Genomic DNA, 16,151 nt, shown 5'->3' with positions numbered 1-16,151 from the left:
CGGGCTCATGTCCGGGTCAGGGCCGGCTCACTTGCCGCGCAGGCCCTTGTCCAGGGCGGCGATCCCGCTGCCCTGCGCGTCGTCGCCGTCCAGCGACCAGACCATCACACCGGCCAGGTCGTTCCAGCGGGCGTAGCGGCCCTTCTCGGTGAGCACCTCGGCCGAGTCGAAGCTGTAGAAGGTGTTGCCGTCGTACTTCCAGGACGCGCCGTGGTCGCGGTCCACGTAGGTGGTGCCGGGCAGCGCGTTGATCTCCTTGTAGGAGCGGTCCGCCACGGTGCCGGTGGCCTTCTGGTACAGGCCGCCCCGGTTGCCGGCCGGCACGCCGGTCCAGCCGTGGCCGTAGAACGGCGCGCCGAGGACGGTCTGCTGGGAGGGGAGGCCGCGCTGGGCGTAGTGGTCGACGGCCTTGTCGGCGCTGCGCTGGCGGGCGTCCGGGTCGGTGGGGTCGGAGTAGAGCGGGGCCTGGTGGTTGGCCGGGCCCTTGCCCTCCCACGGGCCGTGCAGGTCGTAGGTCATCAGGTTGAGCCAGTCGACGGAGTCCGCCAGCTCGGGCAGCTCCAGCCGGTCGGCGACGGTCTCGTTGGCGGCGACGGCGGCGGTCAGCAGGTAGTGCTCGGGCTTCTTGGCCTTGCCCTTGGCGCCCGCGGCGCGCTCGGCGGCCAGACCGTCCAGCTGCTTGCGGAACTCGGCCATCAGCAGGGTGAAGTTGCGGCCGTCCTCGGGGCGGACCACGTTGCCCTCGTCACCGCCGCCGCCCGGGTACTCCCAGTCGACGTCGATGCCGTCGAAGACGCCCGCGGCGGCGCCGGCGCCGCCCTCCGGGGATCCGGCCAGCTGCGGCACGTCGCCCTTCAGGTAGAGGTCGACGCAGGAGGAGACGAACTTCTGGCGGGCCTCGTCGGTGGCGGCGGCGTCCGAGAAGTACTTGGACCAGCTCCAGCCGCCCAGCGAGATGACGACCTTGAGCTGCGGGTTCTGCGCCTTGAGCTTGCGCAGCTGGTTGAAGTGGCCCTTGAGCGCCTGGCCCGGGGCGTCGGCGACGCCGTCCACCGAGTCGGCGGCGGAGAAGGCGCGCTGGTAGTCGTTGTAGGCGTCGCCCTGGCCGGGCTCGTTGCTCTGGAAGCAGGTGCCCTCGGCGGAGGCGTTGCCGAAGGCGTAGTTGATCACGGTGAGCCGGCCGGCCTGGCCGGACTCCTGGACGCGCTTGGCGGAGCTGTCGGCGCCCCACGAGGTGAAGTAGCCGACCCGCTGGCCCTTGAGCTTGGGGCCCTGGGCGCCGGGGGCGGCATGGGCCGTGGCGGTGGCGACGGTGGAGGCGAGCAGCGCGGCGACGGTGGTGGCGGCGAGCAGGGCGGGGCGGCGAATGGGCATACCGGACCTATTCTCTGAAGCAGCGTCAATTGGTCTGGACCAAGCTGGAACAGAGGTTTAGTCCATCGCGGGCACACCGCACAAGAGGCGCGGCCCGGTCGGCGCACTATGCAAAAGGCCGGCAAAGCCGAGGAGGCGTCCGGGCAAAGCGAAGGAGGCCGGACCGCGGGTGCGGTCCGGCCTCCTCGGCGCTCAGCGCGGTGCTCAGCCGTTGATCAGGCTGCGCAGCACGTACTGCAGGATGCCGCCGTTGCGGTAGTAGTCCGCCTCACCGGGGGTGTCGATGCGCACGACCGCGTCGAACTCCCTGCCGGTCCCGTCCGCGCCGACCGCGACGACCTTGACGGTCGCCGGGGTGCGGCCCTCGTTGAGCTCGGTCACGCCGGTGATGGAGAAGGTCTCCTCGCCGGTCAGGCCGAGGGAGTCGGCGTTCTGGCCCTCCGGGAACTGCAGCGGCAGGACGCCCATGCCGATCAGGTTCGAGCGGTGGATACGCTCGTAGGACTCGGCGATGACGGCCTTGACGCCGAGCAGCGCGGTGCCCTTGGCGGCCCAGTCGCGGGACGAGCCGGAGCCGTACTCCTTGCCGGCCAGGACGACCAGCGGGGTGCCGGCGGCCTGGTAGTTCTGCGAGGCGTCGTAGATGAACGACACCGGGCCGTCGGCCTGGGTGAAGTCGCGGGTGTAGCCGCCCTCGGTGCCCGGCGCGATCTGGTTGCGCAGGCGGATGTTGGCGAAGGTGCCGCGGATCATGACCTCGTGGTTGCCACGGCGCGAGCCGTAGGAGTTGAAGTCGCGCTTCTCGACACCGTTCGCGGTCAGGTACTGCGCCGCCGGGGTGCCCGGCTTGATGTTGCCGGCCGGGGAGATGTGGTCGGTGGTGACCGAGTCGCCCAGCTTGGCCAGGACGCGGGCGGCGGCGATGTCGGTCACCGGGCTCGGGGTCTTGGCCATGCCCTCGAAGTACGGGGGCTTGCGGACGTAGGTGGACTCGGCGTCCCACTCGAAGGTGTTGCCGGTCGGGACCGGGAGCGACTGCCAGCGGTGGTCGCCGGCGAAGACGTCCTGGTAGCCCTTGTCGAACATGTCCTGGTCGATGGAGGCGGCGACGGTGTCCGCGACCTCCTGCTCGGACGGCCAGATGTCGGCGAGGAAGACGTCGTTGCCGTCGGCGTCCTGGCCCAGGGCGTCCTTGGTGAGGTCGACGTTCATGTTGCCGGCGAGGGCGTAGGCGACCACCAGCGGCGGGGAGGCCAGGTAGTTCATCTTGACGTCCGGGTTGATCCGGCCCTCGAAGTTGCGGTTGCCGGAGAGCACCGAGACGACGGCCAGGTCGGCCTCGTTGACCGCGGCCGAGACCTCCTCGGGCAGCGGGCCCGAGTTGCCGATGCAGGTGACGCAGCCGTAGCCGACCAGGTTGAAGCCCAGCTTCTCCATGTACGGGAGCAGGCCGGCCTTCTCGTAGTAGTCCATGACGACCTTGGAGCCGGGCGCCAGGGTGGTCTTGACCCAGGGCTTGACCGTCAGGCCCTTCTCCACGGCCTTCTTCGCCAGCAGGGCGGCGCCCAGCATGACGGAGGGGTTGGAGGTGTTGGTGCAGGAGGTGATCGAGGCGATCACGACCGCGCCGTTGTCGATCTGGTAGGTCGAGCCGTCGGGCACGTTGACCGCGGTCGGCTTGGAGGCCTCGGCCGAGTAGGTCGGCAGCGCCTCGGCGAAGCGCTCGGAGGCCTCGGCCAGGATCACGCGGTCCTGCGGGCGCTTCGGGCCGGAGATCGACGGGACGACGGTGGAGACGTCCAGCTCCAGGTACTCGGAGTAGACCGGCTCGTGCGCCGGGTTGTGCCAGAGGCCCTGCTCCTTGGCGTACGCCTCGACCAGGGCGAGCTGCTGCGCGTCGCGGCCGGTGAGCTTCAGGTAGTTGATGGTCTCGGCGTCGATCGGGAAGATCGCACAGGTCGAGCCGAACTCCGGCGACATGTTGCCGATGGTGGCGCGGTTGGCCAGCGGGATGGCGCCGATGCCGTCGCCGTAGAACTCGACGAACTTGCCGACCACACCGTGCTTGCGCAGCATCTCGGTGATGGTGAGCACCAGGTCGGTGGCGGTGGTGCCGGCCGGCAGCTCGCCGGTCAGCTTGAAGCCGACGACGCGCGGGATCAGCATGGAGACCGGCTGGCCGAGCATGGCGGCCTCGGCCTCGATGCCGCCGACGCCCCAGCCCAGCACGCCCAGGCCGTTGACCATGGTGGTGTGCGAGTCGGTGCCGACGCAGGTGTCCGGGTACGCCTGGCCGCCGCGGACCATGACGGTGCGGGCCAGGTGCTCGATGTTCACCTGGTGGACGATGCCGGTGCCCGGCGGGACGACCTTGAACTCGTCGAACGCGGTCTGGCCCCAGCGCAGGAACTGGTAGCGCTCCTTGTTGCGGCCGTACTCGATCTCGACGTTCTGGACGAAGGCGTCCGGGGTGCCGAACTTGTCGGCGATGACGGAGTGGTCGATGACCAGCTCGGCCGGGGCCAGCGGGTTGATCTTGGCCGGGTCGCCGCCCAGCTCCTTGACGGCCTCACGCATGGTGGCGAGGTCGACCACGCACGGCACACCGGTGAAGTCCTGCATGATCACGCGGGCCGGGGTGAACTGGATCTCCTGGCTCGGCTGGGCGTCGGCGTCCCAGTTGCCGAGGGCACGGATGTGGTCGGCGGTGATGTTGGCGCCGTCCTCGGTGCGGAGCAGGTTCTCCAGCAGCACCTTGAGGCTGTAGGGCAGCCGCTCGGACCCCTCGACGGCGGAGAGCTTGAAGATCTCGTACGACTCGTCGCCCACCTGCAGCGAGCTGCGGGCGTCGAAGCTGTTCGCGGACACGACTGACTCCTTCTAGGTGCTTCGTGCGGTATCCGGCCGCCACGCTGGTAAGGTCACCCTTACTTGGGTGGACCCTCCCCGCACCGCCGGTGAGCGCCTCTCGGCAAGTATCTTGATGTCGAGATATATCGTAAGGCTGAGTTATCTCGATGTCGAGATAAACCATAGTGCATGCTGCGGCGTCCGCCACGTCGGCACCACCTCCAGCCTGCCCCCACCGGGTGCATCCTCCCCGAACCCCCGCCGGACCCTCCCGTAACGCGCCCGCCGGGCTCGCGCGTCTATCCGGGCACAGGGGACGCGCGGCCGCCGTCCACGAGGCGCGAGGGGCAGGGGACAGCGTGATCGGCAGGACACGACGGACCGGGGAGAACGCCGAGTTCGAGGCCTTCGCCCTGGCCCGCGGACAGCACCTCTTCCGCACCGCGCTGCTGCTCTGCGGGGACTGGCACCTCGCCGAGGACCTCACCCAGACCACCCTCGCCAAGCTCTACGCCGCCTGGCCCAAGGTGCGCCGCGCCGAGAGCCCGGAGGCCTACGCCCGCGGCGTGCTCGTCCGCACCCACCTCTCCCACCGACGGCTGCGGCGCAGCGGCGAACGGCCCGCCATCGGCGACCTGCCGGAGCCGCCCGGCGGCCTGGCGCCCGCGGCCGGCGACCCGGCGCTGCGGGTCACCCTGCTCGCCGCACTCGCCGAGCTGTCGCGCCGGGACCGGGCCGTCCTGGTGCTGCGCTACTGGGAGGACCGCAGCGTCGAGGAGACCGCCGCCGAACTCGGCGTCAGCGCCGGGGCGGTGCGCAGCCAGGCGCTGCGCGCCCTCGGGCGGCTGCGCGCCGTGCTCGGGCCGCAGGCCGCCGAGCAGCTCACCGTCTCCTGAGGCCCCCGCACCGTCCACCGCACCCGATTCATCCGAATCATTCCGCCCGTCCGGCTCATCCGGCCCACCCCGTCTGTCCGGCTCATCCGGCTCATCCGGCTCATCCCGACGAAACCGAGGAACCAGCAATGGACACACCGAACAGCCCCCGGGACACCCAGGGACTCTCCGACACCTTCGAGCGGGCGATGGGCGGCGTCGGCGCCGACCTCGGACCGCTGGTCGCCGGCGCCGCCGAGCGCGGCCGCCGCATCCGGCGCCGCCGCCGGGCCACCATGGCCGGCGCGGCCGCCACCGTCGCCGTGCTGACGGTCGGCGGCACGCTCGGCCTGCACTCCGGCGACAGGCCCGGCGTCGCGCCCGCGGCGGGCGGCGCGTTCCCGGCCCCGCTGCCGAAGCCCACGTCGGGCCCCGAGCAGCAGCGTCCCGGCACCGGGGCCAACGCGGACAAGGTCGCCATGACCGGCCGCGCCACCGTCCACACCCTGCTGCAGACCCTGCCGCCCGGCGCCACCACCTCCGGCTACTCCGGCCGCTCCGCGGTCATCACGTCGACGATCCGCTACGCCGACCACATGTTCCTGAGCGAACCGGACCGGCCCAGCGTGGACAGCAGCGGCTCCGTCCTCTACGACGACGGGAACGGCCCGGCCACCGTCACCGTCACCATGGCCGGCGGCTACGGCAGCCTCCGCGTCCGCCTCACCCCCCAACCGGACTCCGACAAGAGCCGCATCAGCGTCCTCCCCCCCCAACCGGACTCCGACAACGGCAGCATCGGTGCCCTCGCCACCTTTCAGCCGGGCTCCGACCAGGACCTGGTCACCACCTTCTTCGACAACCGCTACTCCTGCGCCAAGGCCAACGCGACCAACCAGTACCAGTACTGCTCCGACGCCGCGCTCCCGGACGGCGGCCGTCTGCTGATCACCGAGCTGGCCCAGGGCGAGCGGCTCTTCCGCACCGCCGACCTGCTGCGCCCGGACGGCACCCAGGTCCTGGTCAACGTCAACAACACGGCGATGGTGGCCGGCGCGGACACCCCCGAGCAGGTCCGCAGCGGGCTGCCGCTCACCCTCGACCAGGTCAAGGCCATCGCGATGGATGGCCGCTTCCAGGAGTGGATCACCCCCGAGACGGCGCAGCAGGCCGAACAGGCCGTCCAGCCGTACTACAACGAGGACCCGGAACCCGGGACCCCCTCCGCCCCGACCGGCGCACCCTCCGCCCCGACCGGCGTGCCGACACCGGTACGGTGAGCCGCACGTGAGAGGCCGGGAACGGATACGGGGGCCGACCGATGATCGTGGTGGACGCGTCCGCGCTGGTGCTGGCGCTGGCCGACGAGGGTGAGCGCGGGGAAGCGGCCCGGGCCGAGCTGGCCGCGGGCGGCGAGTGGGTGGCGCCCGAGCACGTCGTCATCGAGGTGATGCAGTCACTGCGCGGCCTCTACCTGGCGCGCGAGCTCAGCGCCGAACGGGTCGGCGAGCTCGCCGCCGCACTGCCGGGGCTGGCGATCCGGAAGGTCCCGGTCGAGCCGCTGCTCGGGCGGATCTGGGAGCTGAAGGACAACCTCACCCCGGACGACGCCGCGTACGTGGCGGTGGCGGAGCGGTTCGGGGCGCCGCTGGTCACGGCCGACCTGCGGCTGATGCGGGCCAGCGGACCGCGCTGCGAGATCCGGGGGATCCGGCGGGCGGACGGGTAGCCGGAGCGTGTCCGGGGGCGGCGTGCGGCGTTGAACGGGGCGTCCGGCCTCCTGCCCCCCACTCGAAGAGGTTCGCCGATGCCCGCTCCGCTCGCCGCCGCCCCGTTCACCGCCGCGCTGCTCCCGTTCGCCCTGCTGGCGCCGGTCGCGCTGCCGGCCACGGTCACCGAGGCCGACTTCGACCCCGCCACCGCGTTCGTCCCGCCGACCGCGATCAGCCACGCGCCGGACCTGGTGCCCTACGGCTCGCACGTCCGGGTGGTGATGGACCGCTCGCTGCCCGGGCGGACGGTCCTGACCGTGAGCGTGACCGGGGTCGCCGCCGACCACGTGTTCCCGGTGCACCTGCACACCGCCGCGTGCGGGGCCGACCCGGCCGCGTCCGGCCCGCACTACCAGGACGCGGTGGACCCGGTCAGCCCGTCCACCGACCCCGCGTACGCCAATGACCGCAACGAGCTGCGGCTCACCCTGCGCACCGACGCGCGGGGCGCGGGCACCGCCGCCGCCGCGGTGGCCTGGCGGCCCCGGCCGGACGGGGCGCGCTCGCTGGTGCTGCACGCGGGCGACCCGGCCGGGGCGCACGGCGCGGCCGACCGGGTCGCCTGCGTGAACCTGCGCGAGAAGCGGTAGCGCGCCGGCCGCCGCCGTCGGTCGCCGTCAGTCGCCGAGGGTGGCGACCAGGACGGCCTTGATGGTGTGCAGCCGGTTCTCGGCCTGGTCGAAGACCACGGAGTGCGCCGACTCGAACAGCTCGTCGGTGCACTCCAGCTCGGCCATGCCGGTCTCCTCGAACAGCTGCCGGCCGACCACCGTGCCCAGGTCGTGGAAGGCCGGCAGGCAGTGCAGGAACTTCACCTGCGGGTTGCCGGTGGCGCGCACCGTCTCCATCGACACCTGGTACGGCTTGAGCAGCGCGATCCGCTCGGCCCAGACCTCCTTGGGCTCGCCCATCGAGACCCAGACGTCGGTGTAGAGGAAGTCGGCCCCGGCCACGCCCTCGGCGACGTCCTCGGTGAGGGTGATCCGGGCGCCGCTGGTCTCGGCGAGCGCCTGCGCGGCCTTGCGCACCTCCTCGTCCGGCCACAGGGCGCGCGGGGCGACGATCCGGATGTCCATGCCGAGCAGCGCGCCGGTGACCAGCAGCGAGTTGCCCATGTTGGAGCGGGCGTCCCCGAGGTAGGCGAGCGCCACCTCGGTGAGCGGCTTGGTGGTGTGCTCGGCCATGGTGAGCACGTCCGCCAGCATCTGGGTGGGGTGCCACTCGTCGGTGAGGCCGTTCCAGACCGGCACCCCGGCGTAGGCGGCCAGCTCCTCGACCACCGACTGGCCGTGCCCGCGGTACTCGATGCCGTCGAACATCCGGCCGAGCACCCGTGCGGTGTCCTTGATGGACTCCTTGTGGCCGATCTGCGAGCCGGCCGGGTCCAGGTAGGTGGTGGAGGCGCCCTGGTCGTGGGCGGCGACCTCGAAGGCGCAGCGCGTCCGGGTGGAGGTCTTCTCGAAGATCAGCGCGATGTTCCTGCCGCGCAGCCGGGGCTGCTCGGTGCCCGCGTACTTCGCCGCCTTGAGCGAGGCGGCGAGGTCCACCAGGAAGCGGAACTCCTGGGCCGTGAAGTCGAGCTCCTTGAGGAAGTGCCTGTTCCGGAGGTTGAAGGCCATGCCGGGCTCCTGGGTGTGACGGTGACAGTAACGGTGACGGTCTCGGGCGGGCGGACGGGCGGACGGGCGGAAAGTAGCAAGTCTATACGATGCTCAGAATTTCTATGCAAGACTGCCGATCGTACGACTTCCGCTTCCTTCCGCCCGCCCGCCTCTCCGCCCGCCCGTACCGCTACAGCCGCGGATCCACCGGCTCCGACTCCAGGGCGAGAACGGCGAAGACCGGCTCGTGCACCCGCCAGAGCGGCTCACCCGCCGCCAGCCGGTCCAGCGCCTCCAGCCCGAGCGCGTACTCGCGCAGCGCCAGCGAGCGCTTGTGCCCGAGGAAGCGCTGGCGCAGCCGGTCCAGGTGCTCGGTGTAGTCCGGACCGTAAATGATCCGCAGGTACTCGCGCCCGCGCACCTTCACCCCGGGCTGGACCAGCCCGCCCGGCCGGCCCTCCCCCGCCCGGCCGCGCACCAGCGAGGCCAGCGGCTTGACCACCATGCCCTCGCCGCCCGCCGCGGTCAGCTGCTCCCACCAGGCGACGCCGGCGGCGAGCGAGGCCTCGTCGGCGGTGTCCACCACCAGGCGGCCGGTGCGGTGCAGCAGCGGGGCGATCGGGCGGTCCGCCGCGTCGGCCGAGTCCGCGGTGTGCGCCGCGTCCGCCGTGTTCGCGGCGTCGGCCACGTGCGCCTCGTCCGCCTCGACCAGCCGGTCGATCCAGGCGAGGTGCTCGTCGTGCGGACGCACCGCGAGGTTCACCCCCTCGGCGGCCAGCACCTGGAACGGCGCCAGCCGGATCCCGGCCAGCCCCTCGGTCGGCCAGCAGTACCGCCGGTACGCCTCGGTGAACGCCTGCGCGTCGGCGGCGCGCCGCCGCTGGCGCCCGGTCAGCTCGGCCACGTCCAGCCCGCGCCCGCCCGCCCGCTCCAGCGCGGCCAGCACCTCCGGCAGCGCCGCGCCCGCCGCGGCGCCGACCGCCGCGTACTGACGACGCAGCAGCTCGACGGCCTTCAGCGACCACGGCATCAGCTCGGCGTCCAGCAGCAGCCAGTCGGTGCGCAGCTCCTCGAACAGCCCGGACCGCTCGGCCGCCGCCCGCAGCCGGTCCAGCACCGCGGCGGTGAGCGCCTCGTCCCCGAGGAAGGCCCGGCCGGTGCGGGTCCAGATCGCGCCCGGGACGGCCGACCCGAACCGCTTCTCCAGCCCCGCGCCGTCCCGCGCCACCAGCACCACCGCGCGGGAGCCCATGTGCTTCTCCTCGCAGACCACCCGCTCGACACCGTCCGCCCGGTAGGCGGCGAAGGCCTCGTCGGGGTGCTCCAGGTAGCCGGGCCGGCCCGAGGTCGCGCTCGGCGCCATGGTCGGCGGCAGGTAGGCGAGCAGCCGGGGGTCGATCGCGAACCGGCTCATCACCTCCAGGGCCGCCGCCGCGTTCTCCTCCCGGACCGCGACCCGGCCGTGCAGCGAGGTCTCCACCACCCGGCGGCCCGCCACGTCGGCGAGGTCGAGCGGACGGCCCTCGCGGGCGCCCGGCGCGTCCGTGTGCATCGGCCGCACCGGCGCGTACCACTCCCGCTCGGCCTCGACAGTGACCAGCTCCCGCTCCGGGTAGCGCAGCGCGGTCAGGCTGCCGCCGAAGACGCAGCCGGTGTCCAGGCAGATGGTGTTGTTGAGGAAGCTCGCCGTCGGAACCGGTGTGTGGCCGTAGACCACCAGCGCCCGGCCCCGGTACTCCTCCGCCCACGGGTAGCGCACCGGCAGGCCGTACTCGTCGGTCTCGCCGGTGGTGTCCCCGTACAGGGCGTGCGAGCGCACCCGGCCGGAGGCCCGGCCGTGGTACTTCTCCGGCAGGCCGGCGTGGCAGACCACGAGGGCGCCGCCGTCCAGCAGGTAGTGGCTGACCAGGTCGCGGATGAACGCCCGGACCTCGGCCCGGAACTCCTCGGACTCGCCCGCCAGCTGGTCCAGCGACTCCTGGAGGCCGTGCGAGACGGTGACCTTGCGACCGCTCATCGCGCGGCCGAGCTTGTTCTCGTGGTTGCCCGGTACGCAGATCGCGTGTCCCGCCGCCACCATGCCCATCACCAGGCGCAGCACGCCCGGCGTGTCCGGCCCGCGGTCCACCAGGTCGCCGACGAAGACGGCCGTCCGCCCGTCCGGGTGCACCGCGTCCACCGGTCGCCCGGCGTCGTCGCGCACCAGCGTCCAGCCGAGGCGGGTGAGCAGGGTCTCCAGCTCCGCGCGGCAGCCGTGGATGTCGCCGACGATGTCGAACGGGCCGGTGAGGTGGCGCAGGTCGTTGAAGCGCTTCTCCGGCACGATCTCGGCGGTCTCGACCTCGGCCGCGCCGCGCAGGATGTGCACCTTGCGGAAGCCCTCGCGCTCCAGGCCGCGCAGGGAGCGGCGCAGCTCGCGGTGCTGGCGCGGCACCACGTGGGCGGGCAGCTGACGGTCCGGGCGGGAGCGGTTGCGCTCGGCGCAGACGCCCGGCGGGACGTCCAGCACGATGGCGATCGGCAGCACGTCGTGCTCGCGGGCGATCCGGACCAGCTGCCGGCGGGCCTCCGGCTGGACGTTGGTGGCGTCCACGACGGTCAGCCGGCCGGCGGCGAGGCGCTTGCCGACGATGTAGTGGAGCACGTCGAAGGCCTCGGCGGAGGCGGACTGGTCGTTCTCGTCGTCGGCCACCAGGCCGCGGCAGAAGTCCGAGGAGACGACCTGGGTGGGCAGGAAGTGCTTGCGGGCGAAGCTGGACTTGCCGGCGCCGCTGGTGCCGATCAGCACGACCAGGGAGACGTCCGTCACCGGCAGGCGGCGGGGAGCGGGCGGCGTGGCCGGTGCCGTCGGTTCGGTCGGCGCGGCCGGTTCGGTCGCTGCGGTCGGTTCGGTCGCTGCAGTCGCTGCGGCGTCGGCGGGCTGGGTCGCGTCGGTCTCGTCGGTCATCGGGTCTCGCCCCCTTCGGGCGTCGTGCTGTCCGTGGTGGCCGCGGTGGCCGTCTTCTCGCCTTCGCTCGCCCGGTCACCGAGGCGGAACAGGGCGAGCTGGGTCGGGGCGCCCACCTCGTCGTCCTGCGGGCCGACCGGGCGGATGTCCACCGTGTAGCCGTACGCGGCGGCGACCCGTTCGGCCCAGGCGCGGAACTCGGCACGGTCCCACTCGAAGCGGTGGTCGGCGTGCCGGAGGCGGCCGGCCGGCAGGCTCTCCCACCGGACGTTGTACCCGGCGTTCGGCGTCGTCACGACCACCGCGGGCGGCCGGGCCGCGCCGAACACGGCGTACTCCAGGGCGGGCAGCCGCGGCAGGTCCAGGTGCTCGATCACCTCGCAGAGCACGGCCGCGTCGAAGCCCTTCAGCCGCTCGTCCGTGTAGGTCAGCGCGCCCTGGACCAGCCGCACCCGCTTCGCCTGACGCTCCGGCATCCGGTCCAGCCGCAGCCGGCGGGCCGCCGTGGACAGCGCCCGCACCGACACGTCCACGCCCAGCACCTCGGTGAAGCCCGCGTCCTTCAGCAGCGCGCCGATCAGCTCGCCCTGCCCGCAGCCGAGGTCGGCCACCCGGGCCGCGCCGACCTCGCGCAGCGCGGCCAGGATCGCCGTACGGCGCTGCTCGGCCAGCGAGGGCGGGCGCCGCTCGTTCTGCCCCTGCTCGTTCTGCTCCTGCTCCTGCTCCTGCTCGGCTTCCTCCGAAGCGTCTTCGACCGCGTTGTCGACCTCCTCGGCCTCGCGGTCGTCGGCCTCCGCCAGCCGGGCCAGCTCCAGCCGCTCCATCGCCCGCCGGGTCAGCGACCAGCGCCGCGACAGGTAGCGTCGGGTGATCAGGTCCCGCTCCGGGTGACCGGCCAGCCAGCCCTCCCCGGCGGCGAGCAGCTTGTCGACCTCGTCCGGGGCGACCCAGTAGTGCTTGGCACCGTCCATCGCCGGCAGCAGCACGTACAGCTGCTGGAGCGCGTCCGCCAGCCGGGCCCGCTCCGCCGACAGCTCCAGCCGGACGTAGCGCGAGTCGCCCCACTCGGGGAAGGCCGCGTCCAGCGGGATCGCCGACGCCTCCACCTGCCAGCCCAGCGGCTCGAAGAGGCGGACCGCCATCGCGGCGGCGGAGCCCTCGCGCGTGCTGTCGGCACCGCCGACCGGCACGGCCGGCAGCACGATCCGCAGCGGGCGAGGCCGGTCGGCCAGCCCGGGGCGGGCCTCGCAGACACCCTGCATCGCCGTCCGGAACACCGTCCGCAGCGCCACCGCGAGCAGCGAGGAGGCCGCGTACGGGCGGTCGTTGACGTACTGGGCGAGCGCGAAGTCCGGCGAGCCGGCGCGTCCCTTGCCCCGGCCCTTGCGGACCAGCGCGATCGGGTCGACGTCGAGCAGCAGCGCGGCCGTGCAGGACTCGTCGCCCGCCTCCGGGTAGAAGACGTGCGCCTCGCCGTGCGCCGTGGCGAACCGCTGGACCTTGGCGGGGTGCTTGTGCAGCAGAAAGCCCAGGTCAGTGGCCGGGCTCTCGGCGGTACCTGTGGTGGAGATCGACATGAACACCCGTCGGAGTATTGCCGAGGAGCGGCTCCACCGGCACCGCATTTTGTCGCCGCCCGCGGCCGACGGGGCCGGTCCGGACGGTGAGCGTGTTCGGCAACGGCGGCCCGGATTCGTTAACGTGCACGATGTGACTGCAGAATCCACCACCCCCGTGAGCGGCGCCGTTGCCGCAGGCCTGGCCACCATCGCCGCGGACGGCACCGTCCTCGACACCTGGTACCCGGCCCCCGCGCTGACCGCCGAGGCCGGCCCGGCCGGGACCGTCCTCCTGACCGCCGAGCAGGCCGAGGCCGAGCTGGGCGCGGGCGCCGCCGAGGCGCTGCGCGCCGACGCCCGCCGCGGCGTCGAGGTGGTCGCCGTGCGCACCACCATCGCCTCGCTGGACGAGAAGCCGCTCGACGCGCACGACGCCTACCTGCGTCTGCACCTGCTCAGCCACCGCCTGGTGCGGCCGCACGGCCTGAGCCTCGACGGCATCTTCGGCCTGCTGGCCAACGTGGCGTGGACCAGCATCGGCCCGGTTCCGGTGGACAAGGTCGAGCAGGCCCGGCTGGCCGTGCGCGCCCAGGGCGGGCAGCTCGCCGTCTACGGCATCGACAAGTTCCCGCGGATGACCGACTACGTCGCGCCGTCCGGCGTGCGCATCGCCCACGCGGACCGCGTCCGCCTCGGCGCGCACCTCGCCGTGGGGACCACCGTGATGCACGAGGGCTTCGTCAACTTCAACGCCGGCACCCTCGGCACCTCGATGGTCGAGGGCCGGATCAGCGCGGGCGTCCTGGTCGGCGACCACAGCGACATCGGCGGCGGCGCCTCGATCATGGGCACCCTGTCGGGCGGCGGCAAGCAGGTCGTCTCCGTCGGCGAGCGCTGCCTGCTCGGCGCCAACGCGGGCATCGGCATCTCCCTCGGCAACGACTGCGTCGTCGAGGCCGGCCTCTACGTCACCGCCGGCACCCGGGTCACCACCCCGGACGGCACCGTGGCCAAGGCCGTCGAGCTGTCCGGCCAGGACAACCTCCTCTTCCGCCGCAACTCCCAGACCGGCGCCGTCGAGGTCATCGCCCGCACCGGCTCCTGGGGCGGCCTCAACGCCGACCTCCACGCCCACAACTGACCCACACGCAACGGAGCGGGAAGTCCGGTCAACCGACTTCCCGCTCCGTTGCCGGTGACGGGCTTCGAGACCTGCTCGAACCCCGCCACCCCACCAACCACTGTGCTGGGTGGCCCTCGCTCCGGTCGAGCGAGGGCCACCCGGGTCAGACACGATCGTCGAGTTCACCAGCCTTGATGCTGGCGAGAAGGCCCGCAAAAGCGGCCGGGCCCGCACACAGGACCGTGGCAGGGTCATCGGATTCACGCAGTTCGACCGCTCCAGCCCCTGCACGCGCCTCGACGCACTCGTTGTTCGATGCGCTGTAGCTGGACTTCTGCCACTCCGAGCTAGACATCGGCAGCCTTCACTTCCTTCATAACGGATCGGATGAACTCGCGCGATTCCTCTTCGGAGAGAGCAGTGGAATCGAGACGCGAGAAGATGACTCGATGCTTGGCCAAGTCAGCTTGCGAGTCGAAGAAGAGCGCGCCTTGGGATACGTCCATCTCAATGGTGTCGAGCTCAGGGACAGGGCCTTCGGCAAAGGTCAGGTTCTCGCCGGACCCCGGGAAGGTGTCGAGCGCGAACGGCACCACCCTCACCGAGATTCCTGACTGCTCGGAGTCGTCGATCAAGGCGCCGAGCTGGTCAACGAGCACCGCAGGACCTCCGAACTGCATCCGAAGTGCGGCCTCATGGACGAACGTCCGCAAAGGCACGGTGCCAGAGCGCACGATCTCCTGCCGTCGGATCCTGAAGGCGGTCCTTGCTTCGATCTCCTGCGGCGGCAGCGGCGGGAACAACCGGGCGAACACTGCCGACGCGTAGGCGCGGGTCTGGAGCAGGCCGGGGATGTAGGCGGTGGTGCAGAAGGTCAGTCGCTCAGCATGGGCCTCAAGCTCGGCGACCTCAAGAAAGTCGATGGTCAGAACACCGCGGTACTCCTCCCACCAGCCCTTGCCACGTTCCGAAGCCATGCGTGCGAGGGCATCGATGAGTGGCTCGTTGGCACACCCGCACGCTGAGGCAACCGTCCGCAGTCGCTCGGGGCTGACGCCGATCTTCGCCATCTCCATCTGCGTCATCTGAGCGGGACTGATGCCGAGCTTCCGGGCGAGCTCACTACTGCCGAGGCCGGCCTGCTCTCTCATCCGTCTCAGCTCGCTTCCGAGGCGCCGCTGACGGAGGGTCGGGTTGGAGCGAAGGGCCATGACGTCCTCTCTACCGGTGCTGGATCAGTCTGCCGCGCGGGCAGCGAGCGGGTCCATCTGGGAGCCGACTACACGATAGGGAGAACTTTCTCGCCGCAACCTATAAATAGAGGTTGCGTGAGCTACGGTCTATCTCACAACGATCCGACTGATCGTCAGTAACGCTTGTTCCCTGGGCAGTAGGCGCATGCTGCCCACTTCGCACCGCAGAGCAGCCAGGTCCGGGCTGGCCTCGTTCACGGCGACGCATCCGTCGACGTTTCTCTCCTCCCCTCCCTCCCTGCCTCTCCCCATGGAGGTCTCCCATGCGTGCCCTCAACCCGCCCGACTGCTCCACCTTCCGCGCCGAACTCCGCGCCAACCTCCGCTCCGCCGGCTGGCCGCCGGACACCATCGCCGACGCCGAACTCGCCTTCCACGAGCTGTACATCAACGCCTGGCAGCACGCCGGCTCTCCGGCACCGTCCGTCCTCGTCTTCCTCCGGCCCACCACCCTGCGCGTCGCCGTCTGCGACGACTGCCCCGACCTGCCGCCCGAACCCCGCACGCCCACCGACCCCTACGCGACCTCCGGACGCGGCCTCCACCTCATCCGCGCCCTCACCCACCGCTTCGGCACCACCCCCACCAAGACCGGCAAGGTCACCTGGTTCGAGCTGGACGCCGCCGCGTGAACCTCCCCATCCCCCCGCACGACCCCTACCTCCGCACCTACACCGAACCCGAGATCACCTCCCTCCTCCACGAACTCCACGAGCGCGGCGAGCCCTTCGGCATCCGGTGGGGCTCCGCCACCGTCGACGGCACCACCGTCCACCTCGGCGACACCACCCTCGCCA

General features: G+C 72.1%; 13 protein-coding genes. 6 read left to right on the top strand and 7 right to left on the bottom strand.

Features of this window, described 5'->3' with window-relative positions; all coding sequences use genetic code 11:
• Nucleotides 1-27: 27 nt before the first annotated feature.
• Together ACFVUH_RS32795 and acnA are read right to left on the bottom strand one after the other, a co-directional pair.
• Nucleotides 28-1,374, bottom strand: coding sequence for a glycoside hydrolase family 18 protein (locus ACFVUH_RS32795; RefSeq protein ID WP_387917131.1), 1,347 nt, complete (start codon nucleotides 1,372-1,374; stop codon nucleotides 28-30).
• A gap of 204 nt (nucleotides 1,375-1,578) precedes the next feature.
• Complete coding sequence (gene acnA / locus ACFVUH_RS32790) at nucleotides 1,579-4,242, bottom strand: aconitate hydratase AcnA (RefSeq protein WP_387917129.1); 2,664 nt, start codon at nucleotides 4,240-4,242, stop codon at nucleotides 1,579-1,581.
• 341 nt (nucleotides 4,243-4,583) lie between these two features.
• On the opposite strand from acnA, the gene ACFVUH_RS32785 reads away from it, so the two are divergent.
• The 4 genes from ACFVUH_RS32785 to ACFVUH_RS32770 all read left to right on the top strand — a co-directional run bounded on the left by ACFVUH_RS32785 (nucleotide 4,584) and on the right by ACFVUH_RS32770 (nucleotide 7,461).
• The gene (locus tag ACFVUH_RS32785; RefSeq protein ID WP_355376004.1) at nucleotides 4,584-5,120 is read left to right on the top strand and encodes a SigE family RNA polymerase sigma factor; all 537 of its coding nucleotides are present in this window, start codon (nucleotides 4,584-4,586) and stop codon (nucleotides 5,118-5,120) included.
• A gap of 128 nt (nucleotides 5,121-5,248) precedes the next feature.
• Nucleotides 5,249-6,379, top strand: a complete 1,131-nt coding sequence (locus tag ACFVUH_RS32780; protein ID WP_387917127.1) for a hypothetical protein — start codon at nucleotides 5,249-5,251, stop codon at nucleotides 6,377-6,379.
• A gap of 41 nt (nucleotides 6,380-6,420) precedes the next feature.
• Complete coding sequence (locus ACFVUH_RS32775) at nucleotides 6,421-6,828, top strand: type II toxin-antitoxin system VapC family toxin (RefSeq protein ID WP_387917125.1); 408 nt, start codon at nucleotides 6,421-6,423, stop codon at nucleotides 6,826-6,828.
• Nucleotides 6,829-6,906: 78 nt separating this feature from the next.
• Nucleotides 6,907-7,461, top strand: a complete 555-nt coding sequence (locus ACFVUH_RS32770) for a superoxide dismutase family protein (protein ID WP_387917123.1) — start codon at nucleotides 6,907-6,909, stop codon at nucleotides 7,459-7,461.
• A 27-nt stretch (nucleotides 7,462-7,488) separates the two neighbouring features.
• Here ACFVUH_RS32770 and argF read toward each other — a convergent pair whose 3' ends face one another.
• From argF to ACFVUH_RS32755, 3 genes are all read right to left on the bottom strand, one after another.
• Nucleotides 7,489-8,490, bottom strand: a complete 1,002-nt coding sequence (argF, locus tag ACFVUH_RS32765) for an ornithine carbamoyltransferase (RefSeq protein ID WP_387917121.1) — start codon at nucleotides 8,488-8,490, stop codon at nucleotides 7,489-7,491.
• A gap of 172 nt (nucleotides 8,491-8,662) precedes the next feature.
• A complete protein-coding gene (locus ACFVUH_RS32760) occupies nucleotides 8,663-11,419 on the bottom strand; it encodes a polynucleotide kinase-phosphatase (protein WP_387917119.1) in 2,757 nt (918 codons plus the stop codon).
• On the bottom strand, nucleotides 11,416-13,002 hold the full coding sequence (locus ACFVUH_RS32755; protein ID WP_387917118.1) for a 3' terminal RNA ribose 2'-O-methyltransferase Hen1: 1,587 nt from the start codon (nucleotides 13,000-13,002) through the stop codon (nucleotides 11,416-11,418). Before ACFVUH_RS32755 ends, ACFVUH_RS32760 begins: the two co-directional genes overlap by 4 nt.
• A gap of 127 nt (nucleotides 13,003-13,129) precedes the next feature.
• Here ACFVUH_RS32755 and dapD point away from each other — a divergent pair, with 127 nt between their 5' ends.
• The gene (dapD, locus tag ACFVUH_RS32750) at nucleotides 13,130-14,119 is read left to right on the top strand and encodes a 2,3,4,5-tetrahydropyridine-2,6-dicarboxylate N-succinyltransferase (protein ID WP_355376022.1); all 990 of its coding nucleotides are present in this window, start codon (nucleotides 13,130-13,132) and stop codon (nucleotides 14,117-14,119) included.
• Between the two features lie 145 nt (nucleotides 14,120-14,264).
• Here dapD and ACFVUH_RS32745 read toward each other — a convergent pair whose 3' ends face one another.
• Both ACFVUH_RS32745 and ACFVUH_RS32740 read right to left on the bottom strand, forming a co-directional pair.
• Complete coding sequence (locus tag ACFVUH_RS32745) at nucleotides 14,265-14,456, bottom strand: DUF397 domain-containing protein (protein WP_387917116.1); 192 nt, start codon at nucleotides 14,454-14,456, stop codon at nucleotides 14,265-14,267.
• Nucleotides 14,449-15,312: a helix-turn-helix domain-containing protein gene (locus ACFVUH_RS32740; protein WP_387917114.1), complete on the bottom strand. Its 864-nt coding sequence runs from the start codon at nucleotides 15,310-15,312 to the stop codon at nucleotides 14,449-14,451. The genes ACFVUH_RS32745 and ACFVUH_RS32740 overlap by 8 nt, the downstream gene beginning before the upstream one ends.
• 305 nt (nucleotides 15,313-15,617) lie before the next feature.
• Between ACFVUH_RS32740 and ACFVUH_RS32735 the strand changes: the two genes are divergently transcribed.
• Nucleotides 15,618-15,986, top strand: a complete 369-nt coding sequence (locus tag ACFVUH_RS32735) for an ATP-binding protein (protein WP_387917113.1) — start codon at nucleotides 15,618-15,620, stop codon at nucleotides 15,984-15,986.
• The last annotated feature ends 165 nt before the right edge of the window (nucleotides 15,987-16,151 follow it).

The sequence above is a fragment of the Kitasatospora sp. NPDC058032 genome (assembly GCF_042885845.1).
GTDB lineage: Bacteria > Actinomycetota > Actinomycetes > Streptomycetales > Streptomycetaceae > Kitasatospora.
Note: the sequence above shows the minus strand (reverse complement) of the source record. Positions and strands in the feature narration are given on the sequence as shown.

What these genes read in the sequence shown, in the direction of transcription:
- ACFVUH_RS32795 (WP_387917131.1), bottom strand. Translation starts at nt 1,374, where the DNA reads ATGCCCATTCGCCGCCCCGCCCTGCTCGCCGCCACCACCGTCGCCGCG.
- ACFVUH_RS32780 (WP_387917127.1), top strand. Translation starts at nt 5,249, where the DNA reads ATGGACACACCGAACAGCCCCCGGGACACCCAGGGACTCTCCGACACC.
- ACFVUH_RS32775 (WP_387917125.1), top strand. Translation starts at nt 6,421, where the DNA reads ATGATCGTGGTGGACGCGTCCGCGCTGGTGCTGGCGCTGGCCGACGAG.
- ACFVUH_RS32770 (WP_387917123.1), top strand. Translation starts at nt 6,907, where the DNA reads ATGCCCGCTCCGCTCGCCGCCGCCCCGTTCACCGCCGCGCTGCTCCCG.
- argF (WP_387917121.1), bottom strand. Translation starts at nt 8,490, where the DNA reads ATGGCCTTCAACCTCCGGAACAGGCACTTCCTCAAGGAGCTCGACTTC.
- ACFVUH_RS32760 (WP_387917119.1), bottom strand. Translation starts at nt 11,419, where the DNA reads ATGACCGACGAGACCGACGCGACCCAGCCCGCCGACGCCGCAGCGACT.
- ACFVUH_RS32745 (WP_387917116.1), bottom strand. Translation starts at nt 14,456, where the DNA reads ATGTCTAGCTCGGAGTGGCAGAAGTCCAGCTACAGCGCATCGAACAAC.
- ACFVUH_RS32740 (WP_387917114.1), bottom strand. Translation starts at nt 15,312, where the DNA reads ATGGCCCTTCGCTCCAACCCGACCCTCCGTCAGCGGCGCCTCGGAAGC.
- ACFVUH_RS32735 (WP_387917113.1), top strand. Translation starts at nt 15,618, where the DNA reads ATGCGTGCCCTCAACCCGCCCGACTGCTCCACCTTCCGCGCCGAACTC.